Source organism: Pseudomonas kurunegalensis, from assembly GCF_030291635.1.
In the GTDB taxonomy this organism is placed as follows: Bacteria; Pseudomonadota; Gammaproteobacteria; order Pseudomonadales; family Pseudomonadaceae; genus Aquipseudomonas; species Aquipseudomonas monteilii.
Genome location: NZ_CP127871.1, coordinates 3,904,994 through 3,919,770, shown reverse-complemented (window position 1 = coordinate 3,919,770; position 14,777 = coordinate 3,904,994). Strand labels below are relative to the sequence as shown.

General features: G+C 62.5%; 15 protein-coding genes and 2 tRNA genes. 5 read left to right on the top strand and 12 right to left on the bottom strand.

Annotation, left to right across the window (positions count from 1 at the left end; all coding sequences use genetic code 11):
• Positions 1-21: 21 nt before the first annotated feature.
• Positions 22-198, bottom strand: coding sequence for a hypothetical protein (locus tag QQ992_RS17785; protein ID WP_164524771.1), 177 nt, complete (start codon positions 196-198; stop codon positions 22-24).
• A gap of 223 nt (positions 199-421) precedes the next feature.
• Here QQ992_RS17785 and QQ992_RS17780 point away from each other — a divergent pair, with 223 nt between their 5' ends.
• Positions 422-1,099: a peptidase C39 family protein gene (locus QQ992_RS17780; RefSeq protein WP_286110533.1), complete on the top strand. Its 678-nt coding sequence runs from the start codon at positions 422-424 to the stop codon at positions 1,097-1,099.
• Between the two features lie 120 nt (positions 1,100-1,219).
• On the opposite strand, the gene QQ992_RS17775 is transcribed toward QQ992_RS17780, so the two are convergent.
• Positions 1,220-2,503, bottom strand: a complete 1,284-nt coding sequence (locus tag QQ992_RS17775; protein ID WP_003250557.1) for an NAD(P)/FAD-dependent oxidoreductase — start codon at positions 2,501-2,503, stop codon at positions 1,220-1,222.
• 203 nt (positions 2,504-2,706) lie between these two features.
• Here QQ992_RS17775 and QQ992_RS17770 point away from each other — a divergent pair.
• From QQ992_RS17770 to QQ992_RS17755, 4 genes are all read left to right on the top strand, one after another.
• Positions 2,707-2,783 (top strand) — tRNA-Val (locus QQ992_RS17770).
• Positions 2,784-2,952: 169 nt separating this feature from the next.
• A tRNA-Val gene (locus QQ992_RS17765) sits at positions 2,953-3,029 on the top strand.
• A gap of 132 nt (positions 3,030-3,161) precedes the next feature.
• On the top strand, positions 3,162-3,731 hold the full coding sequence (locus QQ992_RS17760; protein WP_016711406.1) for an SPOR domain-containing protein: 570 nt from the start codon (positions 3,162-3,164) through the stop codon (positions 3,729-3,731).
• 103 nt (positions 3,732-3,834) lie between these two features.
• Positions 3,835-4,260: a GTP pyrophosphokinase gene (locus QQ992_RS17755; protein ID WP_286110532.1), complete on the top strand. Its 426-nt coding sequence runs from the start codon at positions 3,835-3,837 to the stop codon at positions 4,258-4,260.
• 3 nt (positions 4,261-4,263) lie between these two features.
• On the opposite strand, the gene QQ992_RS17750 is transcribed toward QQ992_RS17755, so the two are convergent.
• From QQ992_RS17750 to QQ992_RS17705, 10 genes are all read right to left on the bottom strand, one after another.
• The gene (locus tag QQ992_RS17750; protein ID WP_119369526.1) at positions 4,264-4,956 is read right to left on the bottom strand and encodes an endonuclease; all 693 of its coding nucleotides are present in this window, start codon (positions 4,954-4,956) and stop codon (positions 4,264-4,266) included.
• A 6-nt stretch (positions 4,957-4,962) separates the two neighbouring features.
• Positions 4,963-5,205: a DUF1654 domain-containing protein gene (locus tag QQ992_RS17745; protein ID WP_016711353.1), complete on the bottom strand. Its 243-nt coding sequence runs from the start codon at positions 5,203-5,205 to the stop codon at positions 4,963-4,965.
• Positions 5,206-5,421: 216 nt separating this feature from the next.
• Positions 5,422-6,612, bottom strand: a complete 1,191-nt coding sequence (locus QQ992_RS17740; protein ID WP_286110531.1) for an amino acid aminotransferase — start codon at positions 6,610-6,612, stop codon at positions 5,422-5,424.
• A gap of 17 nt (positions 6,613-6,629) precedes the next feature.
• Positions 6,630-8,276 carry a thiamine pyrophosphate-dependent enzyme gene (locus QQ992_RS17735; RefSeq protein ID WP_286110530.1) on the bottom strand — a complete coding sequence of 549 codons (1,647 nt, stop codon included), beginning with the start codon at positions 8,274-8,276 and terminating at the stop codon, positions 6,630-6,632.
• Between the two features lie 11 nt (positions 8,277-8,287).
• Positions 8,288-9,700 (bottom strand): amino acid permease, encoded by a 1,413-nt coding sequence (locus QQ992_RS17730; protein WP_433963087.1) that lies wholly within the window; start codon positions 9,698-9,700, stop codon positions 8,288-8,290.
• 186 nt (positions 9,701-9,886) lie between these two features.
• Positions 9,887-10,837: a LysR family transcriptional regulator gene (locus QQ992_RS17725; protein ID WP_286110528.1), complete on the bottom strand. Its 951-nt coding sequence runs from the start codon at positions 10,835-10,837 to the stop codon at positions 9,887-9,889.
• An 8-nt stretch (positions 10,838-10,845) separates the two neighbouring features.
• The gene (locus QQ992_RS17720) at positions 10,846-11,565 is read right to left on the bottom strand and encodes a B3/B4 domain-containing protein (protein ID WP_158261457.1); all 720 of its coding nucleotides are present in this window, start codon (positions 11,563-11,565) and stop codon (positions 10,846-10,848) included.
• A gap of 151 nt (positions 11,566-11,716) precedes the next feature.
• Entirely contained in the window at positions 11,717-13,012 is a 1,296-nt protein-coding gene (locus tag QQ992_RS17715; RefSeq protein ID WP_286110527.1) for an NAD(P)/FAD-dependent oxidoreductase, read from the bottom strand.
• A gap of 54 nt (positions 13,013-13,066) precedes the next feature.
• Positions 13,067-13,489 carry a RidA family protein gene (locus QQ992_RS17710; protein WP_286110526.1) on the bottom strand — a complete coding sequence of 141 codons (423 nt, stop codon included), beginning with the start codon at positions 13,487-13,489 and terminating at the stop codon, positions 13,067-13,069.
• Between the two features lie 30 nt (positions 13,490-13,519).
• Complete coding sequence (locus QQ992_RS17705) at positions 13,520-14,659, bottom strand: ornithine cyclodeaminase family protein (RefSeq protein ID WP_110740766.1); 1,140 nt, start codon at positions 14,657-14,659, stop codon at positions 13,520-13,522.
• Positions 14,660-14,777 lie beyond the last annotated feature (118 nt).

Sequence of the window (14,777 nt, the reverse complement as noted above, 5' to 3'; positions counted from 1 at the left end):
CCGTTCGCGGTTTCTGAAAGCTTAGTGCACCCCGGCATGCCGCCGCGCCCGGCGCACAGGCTGCGGCCTGGCGGGGGCCTGCGGTGGCAGGTGGTGGTGGGAATGACGCCGCACGATACGCAGTACACCCCACAGCATGGCGGCTGCGACGCTCAGCCACATGCCCACCAGCATGAGGATTGCCATGGTCAGGCTCATCTGTGCCTCCATCTCCAAGGGCAGCGCACGGTCAGCCAGCGCTTGCCTTCCAGACACTGCTTTAGTCTAGCCCTTCGCCTGTGACGTTCCATCGAACAAAGGTCTATCTCTGGGTCCGATTTGCTCTAAGCCGCTGTCGGACTATACCCGCGCCGCTGTGGGACCTATGATCGTTGGCCAGAGCCAGGCGCTGCCTGCCTGGCGTTGAAGCAAGCGAGCATCCATGCAGCAACATTCCTTCAAAACCGTCCCTCGTCGGCTGCTGGCTGCCTGCCTGATTGCGGCCAGCCTGGCCGGCTGTGCCAGTGCACCGCCCGCCAACCTCAAGGGCCTGCCGCAGCGTGTCGAGATCAGCAGCGTGCCGTTCTACCGTGGCAACGCCAACCACAGTGGCGCCATGGCCCTGGCGGCCGTACTGTCGCAGCAGGGCGCGCCCATCACCCCGGGGCTGCTGGACAAACCGTTGAACCTGCCTCAGGGCGCCGAAGCGCTGGACACCGGCATTCCTCGCGTGGCGCGGGACTACGGCATGGTGGTGTACCCGTTGGACAAGCAGCTGGACGCGCTGCTGGCCCAGGTGGCGGCTGGCAACCCGGTGCTGCTGCGTTATGAGGACGGTTCGGCGTGGTGGGGCGAGCCGCGTTATGCGGTGCTGATCGGCTATGACCGTTACAAGCAACGGGTGCTGTTGCGCTCGGGCATGCACCGGCGGCAGGTGATGGCGTTCGATGACTTTGCCTCGGCGTGGGCGAAGCAGGGGAGTTGGGCGGTGCTGGTACAGCCGCCGAGGCAGCTTCCGGCACAGGTGGATCGTCAGCGCTGGTTGAAGGCGGCGGATGAGCTGGCGCGGGCGGGGCAGGAGATTGCGGCGAAGCAGGCTGTGAGTAGCCTGAACAAGTAACTTTTCCTGTGTTGGCCCTATCGCCGGCAAGCCAGCTCCCACAGGTACAGCACAGGATTCGAAACCTGTGTTGTACTTGTGGGAGCTGGCTTGCCGGCGATAGGGCCTGGCCTGCTTACATCAGAAGCCCAGGCGGTCGCGCAGGCTGTAGTACCAGGCACCGATGGCGCTGAACGGCACGCGCAGCATCTGGCCACCCGGGAACGGGTAGTGCGGCAGGCCGGCGAAGGCGTCGAAACGCTCAGCCTGGCCACGCAGGGCCTCGGCCAGCACTTTGCCTGCCAGGTGGGTGTAGGTTACACCGTGGCCCGAGCAGCCCTGGGAGTAGTAGATGTTGTCACCGATACGGCCAACCTGCGGCAGGCGCGACAGGGTCAGCAGGAAGTTACCGGTCCAGGCGTAGTCGATCTTCACGTTCTTCAGCTGCGGGAAGGCCTTGAGCATCTTCGGACGGATGATCGCCTCGATGTTGGCCGGGTCACGCGCGCCGTATACCACGCCGCCGCCGAAGATCAGGCGCTTGTCGCTGGTGAGGCGGTAGTAGTCGAGCAGGTAGTTGCAGTCTTCGACGCAGTAGTCCTGCGGCAGCAGGGTGCGTGCCAGCTCTTCGCCCAGAGGCTCGGTGGTGATCACCTGGGTACCGCACGGCATGGACTTGGCGGCCAGTTCCGGTACCAGGTTGCCCAGGTAGGCGTTGCCGGCGACGATGATGAACTTGGCGCGTACTTTACCTTGTGGCGTGTGTACGACCGGGTTGGCGCCGCGCTCGATGCGCACCGCCGGGGTTTGCTCATAGATGATGCCGCCCAGCGACTCGACCGCAGCGGCTTCGCCCAGGGCCAGGTTGAGCGGGTGGATGTGGCCGCCGCTCATGTCCAGCATGCCGCCGATATAGCTGTCGCAGGCGACCACTTCGCGGATGCGCTTCTGGTCCATCAGCTCCAGCTGGTTGTGGCCGAAACGTTCCCACAGGCGCTTTTGCGACTCCAGGTGGCCCATCTGCTTGCTGGTGAGGGCGGCGAACACGCCACCGTCTTTCAGGTCGCACTGAATGTTGTACTTGGCCACGCGCTCACGAATGATGCGGCCGCCTTCGAAGGCCATGTGGCCCAACAGTTGCGCCTGCTTGGGGCCAACGGTGCGTTCGATGACGTCGATGTCGCGGCTGTAGCTGTTGACGATCTGGCCGCCGTTGCGGCCCGACGCGCCGAAGCCGACCTTGGCCGCTTCGACGATGCTTACCTTGAAGCCGTTCTCCAGCAGGAACAGGGCGCTGGACAGGCCGGTGTAGCCGGCGCCGATGATGCACACATCGGTTTCCACCTCACCCTGCAGCGCCGGACGTGGCGGCACCGGGTTGGCCGAGGCGGCGTAGTAGGACTGGGGGTAGGGGGTGTTAGCCATGCTGCAGGAACCTCGTGTTTTATATTTTTAACGAATGTACCGATGCTATCAATAATAATAAACACCCGCTAGTCGTCTGATGAAAATCCTTTACGGGGTACCTGACGGCCCTTCTATCTATAAAGAGTTTAAGATTCAGTAGCTTAGCGCGAAAAAAAGTGTTGACAGGGTTTTAGGAATGCGTAGAATGCGCACCACACGACAGGCACATAGCTCAGTTGGTTAGAGCACCACCTTGACATGGTGGGGGTCGTTGGTTCGAGTCCAATTGTGCCTACCAAATCGAAGAAGGGGTGATCCGCAAGGGTCACCCCTTTTTTCATTGCCCGGTTCCGGGTGCAGCAAACCGTTGCATGGGCGCGAAGCGCTTACATTCGAAAGTTTTTGATTTTTCTCAAAAAAAAGCTTTACAGGTGTGCATTCGATCACTAATATGCGCACCACACGACAGGCACATAGCTCAGTTGGTTAGAGCACCACCTTGACATGGTGGGGGTCGTTGGTTCGAGTCCAATTGTGCCTACCAAATCCGAAAAGGGCGATCAGAAATGATCGCCCTTTTTGCATGTGCGCGTGAAGCAGCGTGTAACGTTTGGTCGCGGTTCGGGACAGAGGTCGGCGTGCTAGAATCCGCCCCTTCGAATCTGGAGGTACACGCGTGCGCAAACTGGCTGTGGTAATGGCAGTGCTCGCCCTGGCGGGCTGTGAGAACGAGGTCGAAGGCGTGCACAAGCAGGTGGCCGAACACCTGCACAACCCCAAAACCGCCAAGTTCGGCAACGTACGGATCGACACCCAGGGCACCATCTGCGGCCAGGTCCGTGGCAAGGATGATGCCGGGCAGTACGAAGCCTACCGCAGCTACGTGGCGATCAAGCGCGATGGCCAGTACGACATCATCGTCGACGACACCGGCAACAACCTGCGCATCCGCGAGATGTGCGGCGGTGCCGACCTGCAGCGCCGTGCCGAGGCGCTGGCAGACCAACCGGCACCCGAGGGCTGGGATGTAGAGGTGGTTCAGGGCGCCAACATGGGTGCGCTGAGCGACATGACCGCACGGCTTATCGAAAAGGGCATCCCGTCTTCGGTGGAATACCGCGACGGCAAGCCAGTGGTGCTGATGGGGCCGTTCCCTACCCGCGAAGAAGCACAAGCGCGCAGGGATGAAGTGATGGCCAAGCTGGGCACCGATTCGGTGGTTATCCAGCACGGGGCCACACGCTAACCGCCTCTTTCAGCCCCGCAAGGCACAGTTAACCGTGCGCTAGACAATGTTCACACAAGTTTGGCTATGCTTGGAGTGACGATGCCGAACGGGGAGGGGCCTCATGTCTACACTGGAGCGGGCCATTGCCGTGGCCGCCAGGGCGCATGAAGGGCAATACGACAAGGGTGGGGCGGCTTATATCCTCCACCCGCTACGCGTGATGATGCGGGTGTCCACACCCGAACAACGGATTGTCGCAGTACTTCACGATGTGATCGAAGACACCCCGCTGACCCTGTCCGACCTGGCGCGCGAGGGTTTCGCGCTTAAAATCCTTGCCGCCTTGCTGGCGCTCAGTCGCCGCGAGGGTGAGGCTTACCAGGACTTCGTGGTGCGTCTGGGCGATGACCCGCTGGCGCGCACCGTCAAACTGGCCGATCTGGCCGATAACAGCGACATTTCGCGCATCCCTTGCCCTGGCCCCGCCGACCTGGCGCGGTTGGCCCGCTACCGGGAAGCCAGCGCCTATCTGCAGGCGTTGGTCTGAGGCTCAGCCGCAGGCCTTGAGGTTCACTGGCCCGACGAACTCATTACCCCGGCCCATCACGCAAGCCACCTGCTGGTTGCGTTGCCGCTCCCATGCCTGCGGCGGATAGGTCTTGTTCCAGGCCTCGAACAACTGGCGGTCCTGCCGGGACAAGCGCAGGTTGTACTGCTTGCTCATGTAGAAGTAGGTGCGGGCGATCATGCCGCGTATCGAGGGGCGTGGCATGACCTTCTTGGCTTTGAAGTCGACCTGGGTCAGGCAACTGCCATACTGGCCGCGTTGCTCCGGCAGCCAGCCGAAACTGAAGTTGCTGCGGTCGCCATTGACCTCGCCAATGCTCGGTACAAGGTTGTGCAGGTCAGCCTCGGCACGTTTGTACACCGCGTCATGCTGCGAGCACTGCTTGCGCCCGCCGTCCTGCCAGCACTGGCGCTGATGGCCGATCTGCCAGGCGGGCACGATGTGCTCCCACTCGATACGTGACGCGCGCTGGGCGTTCTTGCGCGGGGCATAGCCGCAGGACGCCAGGTCGACCTTGTTGCCTTTGTATTTGCAGCCGCAATAAAACTCGGTCGATTGCGGCGCATACAGCTTCCAGGCGACCTTCTTGGCCTCCTGAAAGGTGCGTGGGGCATCGGCTTGGGCAAGTGGAGCGGTCAGTAACAGGCAGGCTGCGGCAAAAAACGAAACTCTCATGCGGGGTCAGTCTTCCTTCGGTACGGTCCAGAAAACCTGTACGCCGCCATCGTCGCGGTGAGCGAGGGTGACGTTGTCGTTTTCCGCAATCTCCTCCAGCAAGGTTTCCCAGTCTTCCGGGCTTTCCTGTTCCAGGCGGAAGATCAGCGCCGCTCGGCTGCGCTGGGCGGTAGGGCTGTTGATGATCTTCTGGATGCGTACACCCAGCTGTTCATAGCTGCTCGGGGTGGCGGAGGCGGTGCTGGACACAGGCATTTCCTTGTTTTGCTGTATGCACATACAGTATTTCACTGTAAGTAAATTCGCAACAGCTTGTCGGGGGAAATCCTTTCTTGGCCAGTCATGGCGTTTGCGAAATCGCCGTTGCCAGCGTTACGTATGGCCGCAGTTGCAAACGGCCCCACTCGTGCAGCGGGGCTGTTTGCGTTCTCTCTACCGATATGCGCTGCTTCTGTGGGCGCGCAGTTACCTGGTGCTGGCCAAGGCGCTGGCCACGGCGTCGAGGTTGCCCTCGTTGAGGCCGGCAATGCAAATGCGCCCACTGCGTATCAGGTACACCGCATGTTGTTCGCGAATGCGGTCAACGGCCTGCGCACTGAGGCCGGTGTAGCTGAACATGCCTTTCTGTTGCAGCAGGTAGCTTACTTCCTGCTCGGGATTCAGCGCCTTGATCCGGTCATGCAGTGCTTGGCGCATGGCGATCATGCGAGTGCGCATGGTCTCCAGCTCTGCACGCCAGGCGCGCTGAAGGCCATCGTCACTGAGGATTGTCACCACCAGTTCGGCGCCGTGCCGTGGCGGGTTGGAGTAGTTGGTGCGTACGGTGCCTTTCAGTTGCCCGGCAACACGCGTGGCGATGGCCGCGTGCTCACAGATCACCGATAACGACCCCACGCGTTCGCCGTACAGCGAGAACACCTTGGAGAACGAGTTGGCGACCAGTCCGGTAATGCCCGCCTTGGCCAGAGCACGGATGGCATAGGCATCCGCTTCGACACCGTCGCCCATGCCCAGGTAAGCGGCATCCAGGAAGGGGATCAGACGACGCTGGCGGCACAGCTTGAAGACGGTGTCCCACTGTTCAGGCGACAGGTCGATACCGGTGGGGTTGTGGCAACAGGCGTGTAGAAGCACGATCGAGTGCGCGGGTAGCCGGTCGAAGCAGGCCAGCAGGCGGTCGAACGCCACGTTGCTGCCGGTTTCATCCAGGTAGGGGTAGCGCTGCACGGTAAACCCGGCACCGCTGAAAATGGCCAGGTGGTTGTCCCAGGTCGGGTCACTGACCCACACCTGTGATTGTGGGTAGTAACGCTTGAGGAAGTCGGCCCCCACCCGCAGGGCCCCGGAGCCGCCTACCGACTGCAGGGTAACGATGCGTTCGCTGGTTTGCCGGTCGGGTTCACCGAACAAGTAGGCCTGCACCGCGCTGCGAAATGCCGGATGGCCATCCATGGGCAGGTAAAGGTTGGCTGACGGGGCCTGGGCATCGAGTTGCGCCTTGGCGGCCTGCACGGTATCGAGCACGGGCACTTGCCCGGCTTCGTCGTAATAAAAGCCAATGCTGAGGTTGACCTTTTCGCTACGCGCATCGGCGTGGAAGTCATCCATCAACGACAGAATGGGGTCGCCTGGATAGGCTTCGACCTGTTCGAACATCGGGGGTACCTCGGCAATCAGTTGGAGAAAGTGGGGTGCAGGAACTGCCAAGGGCTGCTGTCGCTGCCGCGTGGCACACTGACCTCGATCAGCACGGGCTTGTCGGCGGCGAAGGCGCGCTCCAGCACTGGCCGCAGGCGGGCGGGGCTGTCCACTCGGTGCGCCTCGACGCCGAACGACTCGGCAAACTTGACGAAGTCCGGGTTGACCAGCTCGGAGCCCAACAGGCGCCCGCCAAAGCTTTCCTGCTGGTCGCGGTACACGTTGCCAAAGGCGTTGTTGTTGAACACGATGGTGACCAGGTTGAGCTGGTACTGCACGGCTGTGGCCAGTTCCTGGGCGGCGAACATGAAACCGCCGTCGCCGCAGATCGACACCACCGCCTTGTCCGGGTGGGCTGCCTTCACGCCCAATGCCGTCGGGAAACCGAAGCCCAGGGTGCCCTGATGGCCCGAGGTAACGAGGGTGCGTGGCTTGTATACCGGGAAACCGAAGATCGAGGTGAAACCGACCTGGGAAATTTCTTCGACGAAGAAGCCATCGCGTGGCAGTACATCGCGAATCACCCGCAGGTAGTCCAGTTGCGGTTGCACACACTGGATAGCCTGCTCCGCAACCGCCTTCGCTTCGGCCAGTTCGGCGTCACGACGCTTGGGCGCGCCCTGCTTGAGCACGGCTTCGGCCAGTGCGGCGGAGGCTTCGGCGGCATCGGCCACCAGGTTGACGTCCGCCGGTATGCGCCGCACTTCTGCCGGGTCGATGTCGATCCGGATCAGCTTCAGCCCGGCCGGGCGATGGCGCCAGCGAATATCCAGCAGCTCGAAGCGTGAGCCGATGACGACGGCGACATCGGTCTTTGGCCACAGCCGCGCGCCAGCCGCCACGGTGAAACCCAGCGGATGGTCATCGGCCACTACGCCGCGCCCGCCACGGAAGCTGACCACTGGCGCGCCCAGCACCTCGGCTAACTGGTTGACCTCGGCGCTCGCGTCCAGCGCACCGGAGCCTACGAAGATCATCGGGCTGGCGGCCTGGCTCAGCAGCTTTGCCGCCACGCTCACTGCATCGCTGTCCACCGGCGGGGTCGGCTGCAGGGCCAGCGGCTGCTGAATCTGCACCGCAGCAGGGCGGGTGAAGAAGTCCCACGACGCTTGCAGTGAGACCACACCAGGCCGCCCCGATTGCATGTGCTGGAATGCTTCGGCAACACGCCAGGACGCCTCGGCGGGTTGTTCGATATGCGCAGCCCATTTGCCGATGCCTTGCAGCACTTCCAGCTGCCGGGGCAGTTCATGCAACTGACCGCGGCCACGGTCCTTGAACGGGCTCATCACGTCGCCGGTCAGTGCCAGCACCGGGGTATTGCAGCCGTGCGCAGTGAGCATCGCCGCGCTGGCGTTGAGGATGCCAGGGCCGGGTACCACAGCGAACACACCGGGGCGCCCGGAGGAGCGGGCATAACCGAAGGCCATGTAGGCGCTGGTTTGTTCATGACGTGCACCGAAGATACGCAAGCTGTCGCTGTTGCGGGCCAGGGCGTCGGTCAGGCCATAGATTTGCGCACCGGGCAGGGCGAACACGGTGTCGACGTTGTGGGCTTTCAGGCTGGCGACGATGGCATCGCCACCGGTCATCGTCTGCACGGGTGTTGGGTGGTTTTTCATTGGGGTACCTCTCAGGCGTTGCTGGAAACGGGGTGAATGGCAGCGGGGCTGTTTTTGACTTTTTGATACGTGATGGCCATGACCAACAGCCAGCAGGGGATGAGCAGGACGGAAATGCGCATGCCCGGAATGAAGGCGATGATCAGCAACAGGCCGGCAATGAAGGCGATGCACAGGTAGTTGGTCAGCGGGTACAGCGGCGAGTGATAGGCAGTCGGTTGCCCGGCCTCGCGTTTGGCCTTGCGGAATTTCAGGTGGATGACGCTGGTCAGCGCCCAGTTCATCATTGTGGTCGCCACTACCAGCGACATCAGGGTTTCCAGGGCGCCATCGGGGGACAGGTAGTTGAGCACCACCGCAGCCGCTGTCACCAGGCCGGTGAGCAGCAGGGCATTGATGGGGATGCGCCGATCACTCAGCTTGACCAGGGCGCGTGGTGCATGGCCTTGTCGTGCCATGGCGTGCAACTGGCGGGAGTTGCAGTACACCACTGCGTTGTAGACCGAAAGGGCAGCGGTAAGCACGACGAAGTTCAGCGCATGGGCGGCGTAATCCACCTTGAGCAAGCTCAGTATCTTGACGAACGGGCTGGCGCTATAGGGGGCTCCCGCCGCGCTCAGCGATGCGACCAGGTTGTCCCACGGGGTGAGCGCCAGCAGCACTGCCAAGGCCAGGACGTAGAACAGGCCGATGCGATAGAGCACGGCATTGATCGCACGGGGGATGGTTTTGCCCGGCTCGCGCGCCTCCCCAGCGGTAAAGCCGATGAACTCCAGGCCGCCAAAGGCGAACATGATCAGTGGCAGCGCCATGATCAAGCCCTGCCAGCCATTGGGCATGAAGCCGCCGTGGCTCCACAGGTTGGCGATGGTTGCCTGGGGTGGCGTATGTGGGCCGAAGATGAACCAGGCGCCCATCACGATCATCAGCAGTACAGCGCCGACCTTGATGATGGCGAACCAGAACTCCGACTCGCCGTAGATTTTCACGTTGAGGGTATTGATGCCACTGATCAGCAGCAGGAAAAAACCGGCGGTTGCCCACGTGGGAAGTTCGGGCCACCAAAACTGCATGTATTTGCCCAGTGCGGTAAGTTCGGCCATGCCGACCAGGAAGTAAGTGACGGTATAGTTCCAGCCGGTGAGGTAGCCCATGAAACCACCGCCGTATTTATTACCGAAATGACTGAGGGAACCAGAGACCGGTTCATCAACCAGCATTTCGCCAAGTTGGCGCATGATAAGGAATGCAATAAGGCCGGCGATCATGTAACCCACCAGCAGGCTTGGGCCAGCAGACTTGATAACCCCCGCACTGCCAAGGAAGAGGCCAGTACCGATGGCCCCGCCCAGGCCGATCATTTGTATATGTCGGTTTGAAAGATTTCGCTCGAATGTAGGTTCGGTACTTTCTGTTCTGCTCATCGTTTTATTCTCGATTGTTTCAGGTGCGCGAATGCCTTCTCGCGAACTAGAATGATTTGGCAGAATAATAGGGGCTTGCGCGCGATATTATTGTTAGGCGAGGTGTCGTGTGTTTAACGTGCCACCGCGTTGATTAACAAGTTAACAGTTATCGGCTTAATGTGAATTCCGGTTTCTGAAAGTGAATTATGCAGAGACTGGATAGTGGCTGTTGTCAGGGCGCAACGACTGCGACTGCTGGCAATGTGTGTGCACCAGGCGACGGAACCACGCTTGTTCCGGCGAGCTGTGCGTGCGGCTGTGCCAGACCACCCAGTAACGGAACTGGTGTTCGATGAAGTCGAGTGGGCGGTAGCAGACGGCGTCTTGCGCTGACCATTTTCGGGCAATGTGTTCGGGCAGCATCAGCAGCATGTCACTGGTCCCAAGCACGGCCAGGGCTGCGGAGTAGAACGGTACGCAGAGTTTCAGGTTGCGCTGCAGGCTGTGCCTGCGCAGGTAGGCGTCGAGGAAACCGTCTTTGTCTCCGCCAGTGGTGATCTTCACATGGCTCCATGCCAGGTAATCGTCGATACCCAGTGCCGTTCGCTTGGCCAGTGGGTGGTTGGCGCGCATGCAGCAAACGGCCCGGTCTTCACCAATGATTCTGCCGTGATAGGCCGCCGGCGTGTCCTGCAGCATGCTGACGGCGATGTCCAGTTCACCTGTGGCCAGCCAGTCGAAACGGTCGGGTTGCCACAGGCGAAAATCCACGTCGGCCTGTGGCGCGACTGTTGCCAGGTGCTCAAGCAACCCTGGCAGGATGTGTTGGGCAACGTAGTCGGAACCGGCCAGGCGAAAGCGCCGGTTGCAGGCCAGCGGGGTGAAGGTGGTGGGCCGGCTCATTTCCTGAAGCCTTTCCAGCAGGGTACGCACTGGCTCCACCAAGGCTTCACCGCGTTCGGTCAGCACATATTCGCGTTGCTGGCGGATCATCAGCGGGTCGGCGAAGGCGTCGCGCAACTGGGCCAGGTGGCGGCTGACGCCCGACTGGCTGGTGCCCAGACGGAGGGCGGCCTGGCTGAGGTTGCGCAGTTCCAGGATGGTCAACAGTGCCGTCAGTTGCGAAATGCTCAGGTTGCTGAAGGCACTGTTCATTGGCGGGCTCAGCCAAGACTGACTGTGAAGGTGGGCTGTTTGACATCGAGGATCGCTTGCCCGACGCACTGGCCGCCGCAGTAGGTGGTCACCAGCTCGACGATATCGGCCATTGCGGCGTTGACGGTTTCCCGCGATACCGGGGGCAGGCCATCGATGTCGAAAAACACGCAGTCGGTATCGGCGAGGGTACGGGTATCACCGGCCTGTCGCCAGGTCCAGCGGCGGGTCAGTACGCGGCTGTCTGCAGCCAGCACGATTTCGCCCGGCTGGATGGCTTCTGGTTCCTCTCCGGGTGTGGCGAGGAAGCGGTCATCGGCTTGAGTCTTGCGCAACGCCAGGCGCTTCGACTGAGGGCCTACCGGGTGCACGCCGGCTGGCAGCACGTGACGCAGGGACACCAGGTTACCGATATCGACCAAGGGGTTGATGTCGGGCAGGTTGTCGGGTTTGAGCACGCGCCGGCCCAGGGCCTCGATCGAGCTACGGTGCTCTGAAGGCTTGGCGCCGAACTGGCGGTATGCGTCACGCCAGGCGGCAATGTTGGGGTATTCGGCCGGGTTGCCGGTAATGCGCTGGCGCAGCTGGTTTTCGGCCTGCCGGAGCTGGGCGGTCAGTGCTTCGTGGGTTTGGCTGTTGTCCAGGTGCTTGAAGACGAGCACGCCGCGCAGGTAGTGCGGATGATCGGCAAAAACGTCCGGGCTGATGGTGTAGGTGAAAGAATTCACGCTTGCTCCTGTTCGGGACATGGACCACTTGTCTGAGGCCCCGAATATAGCACCGGCGCCATGGGCAATCGGCCCCAAGGACTGGGATGCAACTATGCGTAAACTGGATAGTCGGGAACGGTTGCTGCAGATGAGCCCGTTCCCGCAGGTGTCAGGCGAAGCGTTCGAAGCGGTAAGGGGCGGGGTCGATCAGCGGAGCAGCCTGGGACACCAGGTCCGCTGCCAGCTGGCCGGCCGCAGGCGAGGTGCCGAAGCCATGCCCGGAAAAACCGGTGGCCAGGGTCAGGCCCGGAAGACTGGCCACCGGGCCGATCACCGGGTTGGAGTCGGGGGTGACGTCGATGGTCCCGGCCCAGGCACTGGCGATACGTGCCTGTTCGAACACGGGCCAGGCCGCCTTGAGGTTGCGCATGGCTTCGTCATTGAGTGCCGGGTTGGCGTGCGGGTCTTGTACCCGTACGTGCTCGAAGGGGCTGACATCGGTGGCTTTCCAGCGCCGGGCCAGGGCCAGATCCTTGAAGAAGTACTTGCCAAAGCTGATGCGCAGGAAGTCCCGCTGAGCCCGCAACTGGGGCAGGTAGCGCTTGCCCAGCAGCAAGTGGTCCAGGGTGAGGAAGGCATCCAGTGCGCCGCGCTGGGTGATGATGTAGCCGCCGTCCTTGTGCTTGCGGAAGGAAAAGTCCGGTGCCCCGACGGCGATGTCGGTGGGCCCCTCCATGGGTTCGGTGCGCAGCACGGAGCAGGTCAGCGGCAAGGTTGGCAGGTTGATGCCCAGGTTGCCGAGGAACTTGCGTGACCACAGACCGCCGGCCAGCAACACCTGGTCGCAGCGGATCTCGCCCTGCTCGGTGACCACGCCGCTGACTCGGCCAGCAGCGGTGACCAGGGTGCGCACTGCGCAGTTTTCTACCACCACCGCGCCCTTGGCCATTGCCGCATGGGCAATGGCGCTGGCGGCCAGGGTGGGTTCGGCGCGTGCGTCCGACGGGGTAAAGATGCCGCCCGCCCAGTCTGCCTGGCCACCCGGCACCATCTGGGCAATTTCACGCGCGCTCAGCAAGCGCGAGTCCAGGCCCAGTGCTTCGACGCTTTTCAGCCAGCCTTCATGCATGCCCATCTGCGTGTCGTTGCGGCCGATGAACATGATGCCGGCCTGGCGATAGCCGACGTCGCTGCCCACCCGTGCCGGCATTTCGGCCCATAGCCGGTCGGCCGCCAGCGCCAGGGGGATGTCGTGGGCGTGGCGGTTGGTCTTGCGCACCCAGCCCAGGTTGCGGGACGACTGTTCGCCAGCGATGCGCCCCTTTTCCAGCACCACCACCGGGATGTTGCGTTCGGCGAGGGTCAATGCGGCGGTGAGGCCGATGATGCCGCCGCCGATGATGACCACGGTGGTGGCGTCGGGATGACGGGCGCTGGTTTGCACAGGGGCGATCGTGGGAGACATGGCTTTACTCGATGCAGGTCAGACAGGGGGAGTGCTCAGGGGCAGCCAGAGCCTTTACTGGCCAAGGCGGATCATGGTCACGTGTGCTTGCCCCGCGCCGCGATAGGCCGTGACTTCCAGCTCGACCTTGTACACGGTCGAGCCGAGAGGCGGGCAGGTGACCGTGGTGGCCGGGTCGATACCACGGAACTTCTCACCGATCACGTCCATTACCCGTGGCACATCGGCCGGGTCCTGGATGAACACGCGTGAGTTGATGACGTCAGCCAGGCTGGCATCGACCGCCGCCAGGGCGGTTTCGATGTTGGCGAACACCTGGTGGGTCTGCTCGATCACATCCTCCGGGATGACCTGGGTCTGCGGGTTGCGCCCGGCGGTGTTGGAGACGTGAATCCAGTTGTCCACCGCCACCAGGCGGGAGTAGCTGGCCATGTCTTCGAATTTGGAGCCGGTTTTCAGTTTGGTGATCTGTGCCATGGGCTTTGCCTTGTTATCCGGTAGGGGGGATCAGCTGAGAACGGGGGTTTCCCAGAGGTTGAGCTTTACGCCGATGCCTTGTTCGAGCGCCTTGCGGTACACCACGGTGCCCCAGGCCACGTCCTCGACGGGCATGCCGCCGACCGACATCAGGATGATTTCGTCGTCGTGCAGGCGCCCTGGTGCATCGCCGCTGATGATCTTGCCGATGTCCTCCACCTGCTCGGCGGCCAGCTTGCCTTCGGCAATCATGTCCATGAAGCGCACGCCAACCAGCGGTACGTGGTTGTGTGCGGGCTTGGGCAACTCGGCGAACCAGGCTTCGTACAGGCCGGTGTTGTCCACCACCTTGCGCACGTCGTCCTGCTCCATGCCGGCGTCGATGCTGCACGGCGCCGGCATGGCCAGGAACGCACCGGGCTTGACCCACTCGCGGCGTACCAGCGGGTACTGGCTGGGGTCACCGACTTCGCCCGAACTGCAGTAGCTGACCAGGTCGGAGCCGCGTACCACGTCTTCCAGGGTTTCAACCACCTGGATCGTCGTGATTTGCGGGAAAGTGGCTTTGACCCAGGCAACGAAGGCATCCAGGTTCTTCTGGCCGCGGCCCTTGAGCTTGAGGGTGTCGATCAGCGGGCAGACGGCCATGAACGCGGCGACCGTGGTCTTGCCCATCACGCCCGGGCCGGCCAGGCCGATGACCTTGGCGTCCTTGCGTGCCAGGTGGCGAGCGCCCACACCCGGGATGGCACCGGTGCGGTAAGCCGACAGCAGGTTGGCCGACATGTGCGCCAGCGGAGCGCCGGTGTCGGCATCGTTGAGGGTGAACATCAGGATCGAGCGCGGCAGGCCCTTTTCGCGGTTGGCGATGTTCGAGCCGTACCACTTGGCACCTGCGGTCTGGAAGTTGCCGCCCAGGTACGCCGGCATCGCCATCATGCGCCGGTCGGCGGTGGGCTTGGGCATGGTGGGGAACGGCGAGTGCTCGGGGAAGGTGATCATCGCGCCGTGCGAGTCGCTGTTCGGGCCGGCCATGCGGTAGTCGCCCTGGTACAGCAGGCCGAACATTTCTTCCATGGTGTCGACGCAGGCGGGCATGTCGGTCACGCCGGCGCGGATCATGTCCTGTTCGGACAGGTAGATGAAATCAATTCTGGTATCGGGGGTCATGGCGGGTCTCGCGGGGCTGGCTGCCGTCGGATTTATTGTTGGTGACGTGGCAGCCAGTTTCGCTAACGACTGGTAGGTCGTCTTGTGCCTGCCTGCCAGCCGAGTTGACCGTCAGTGC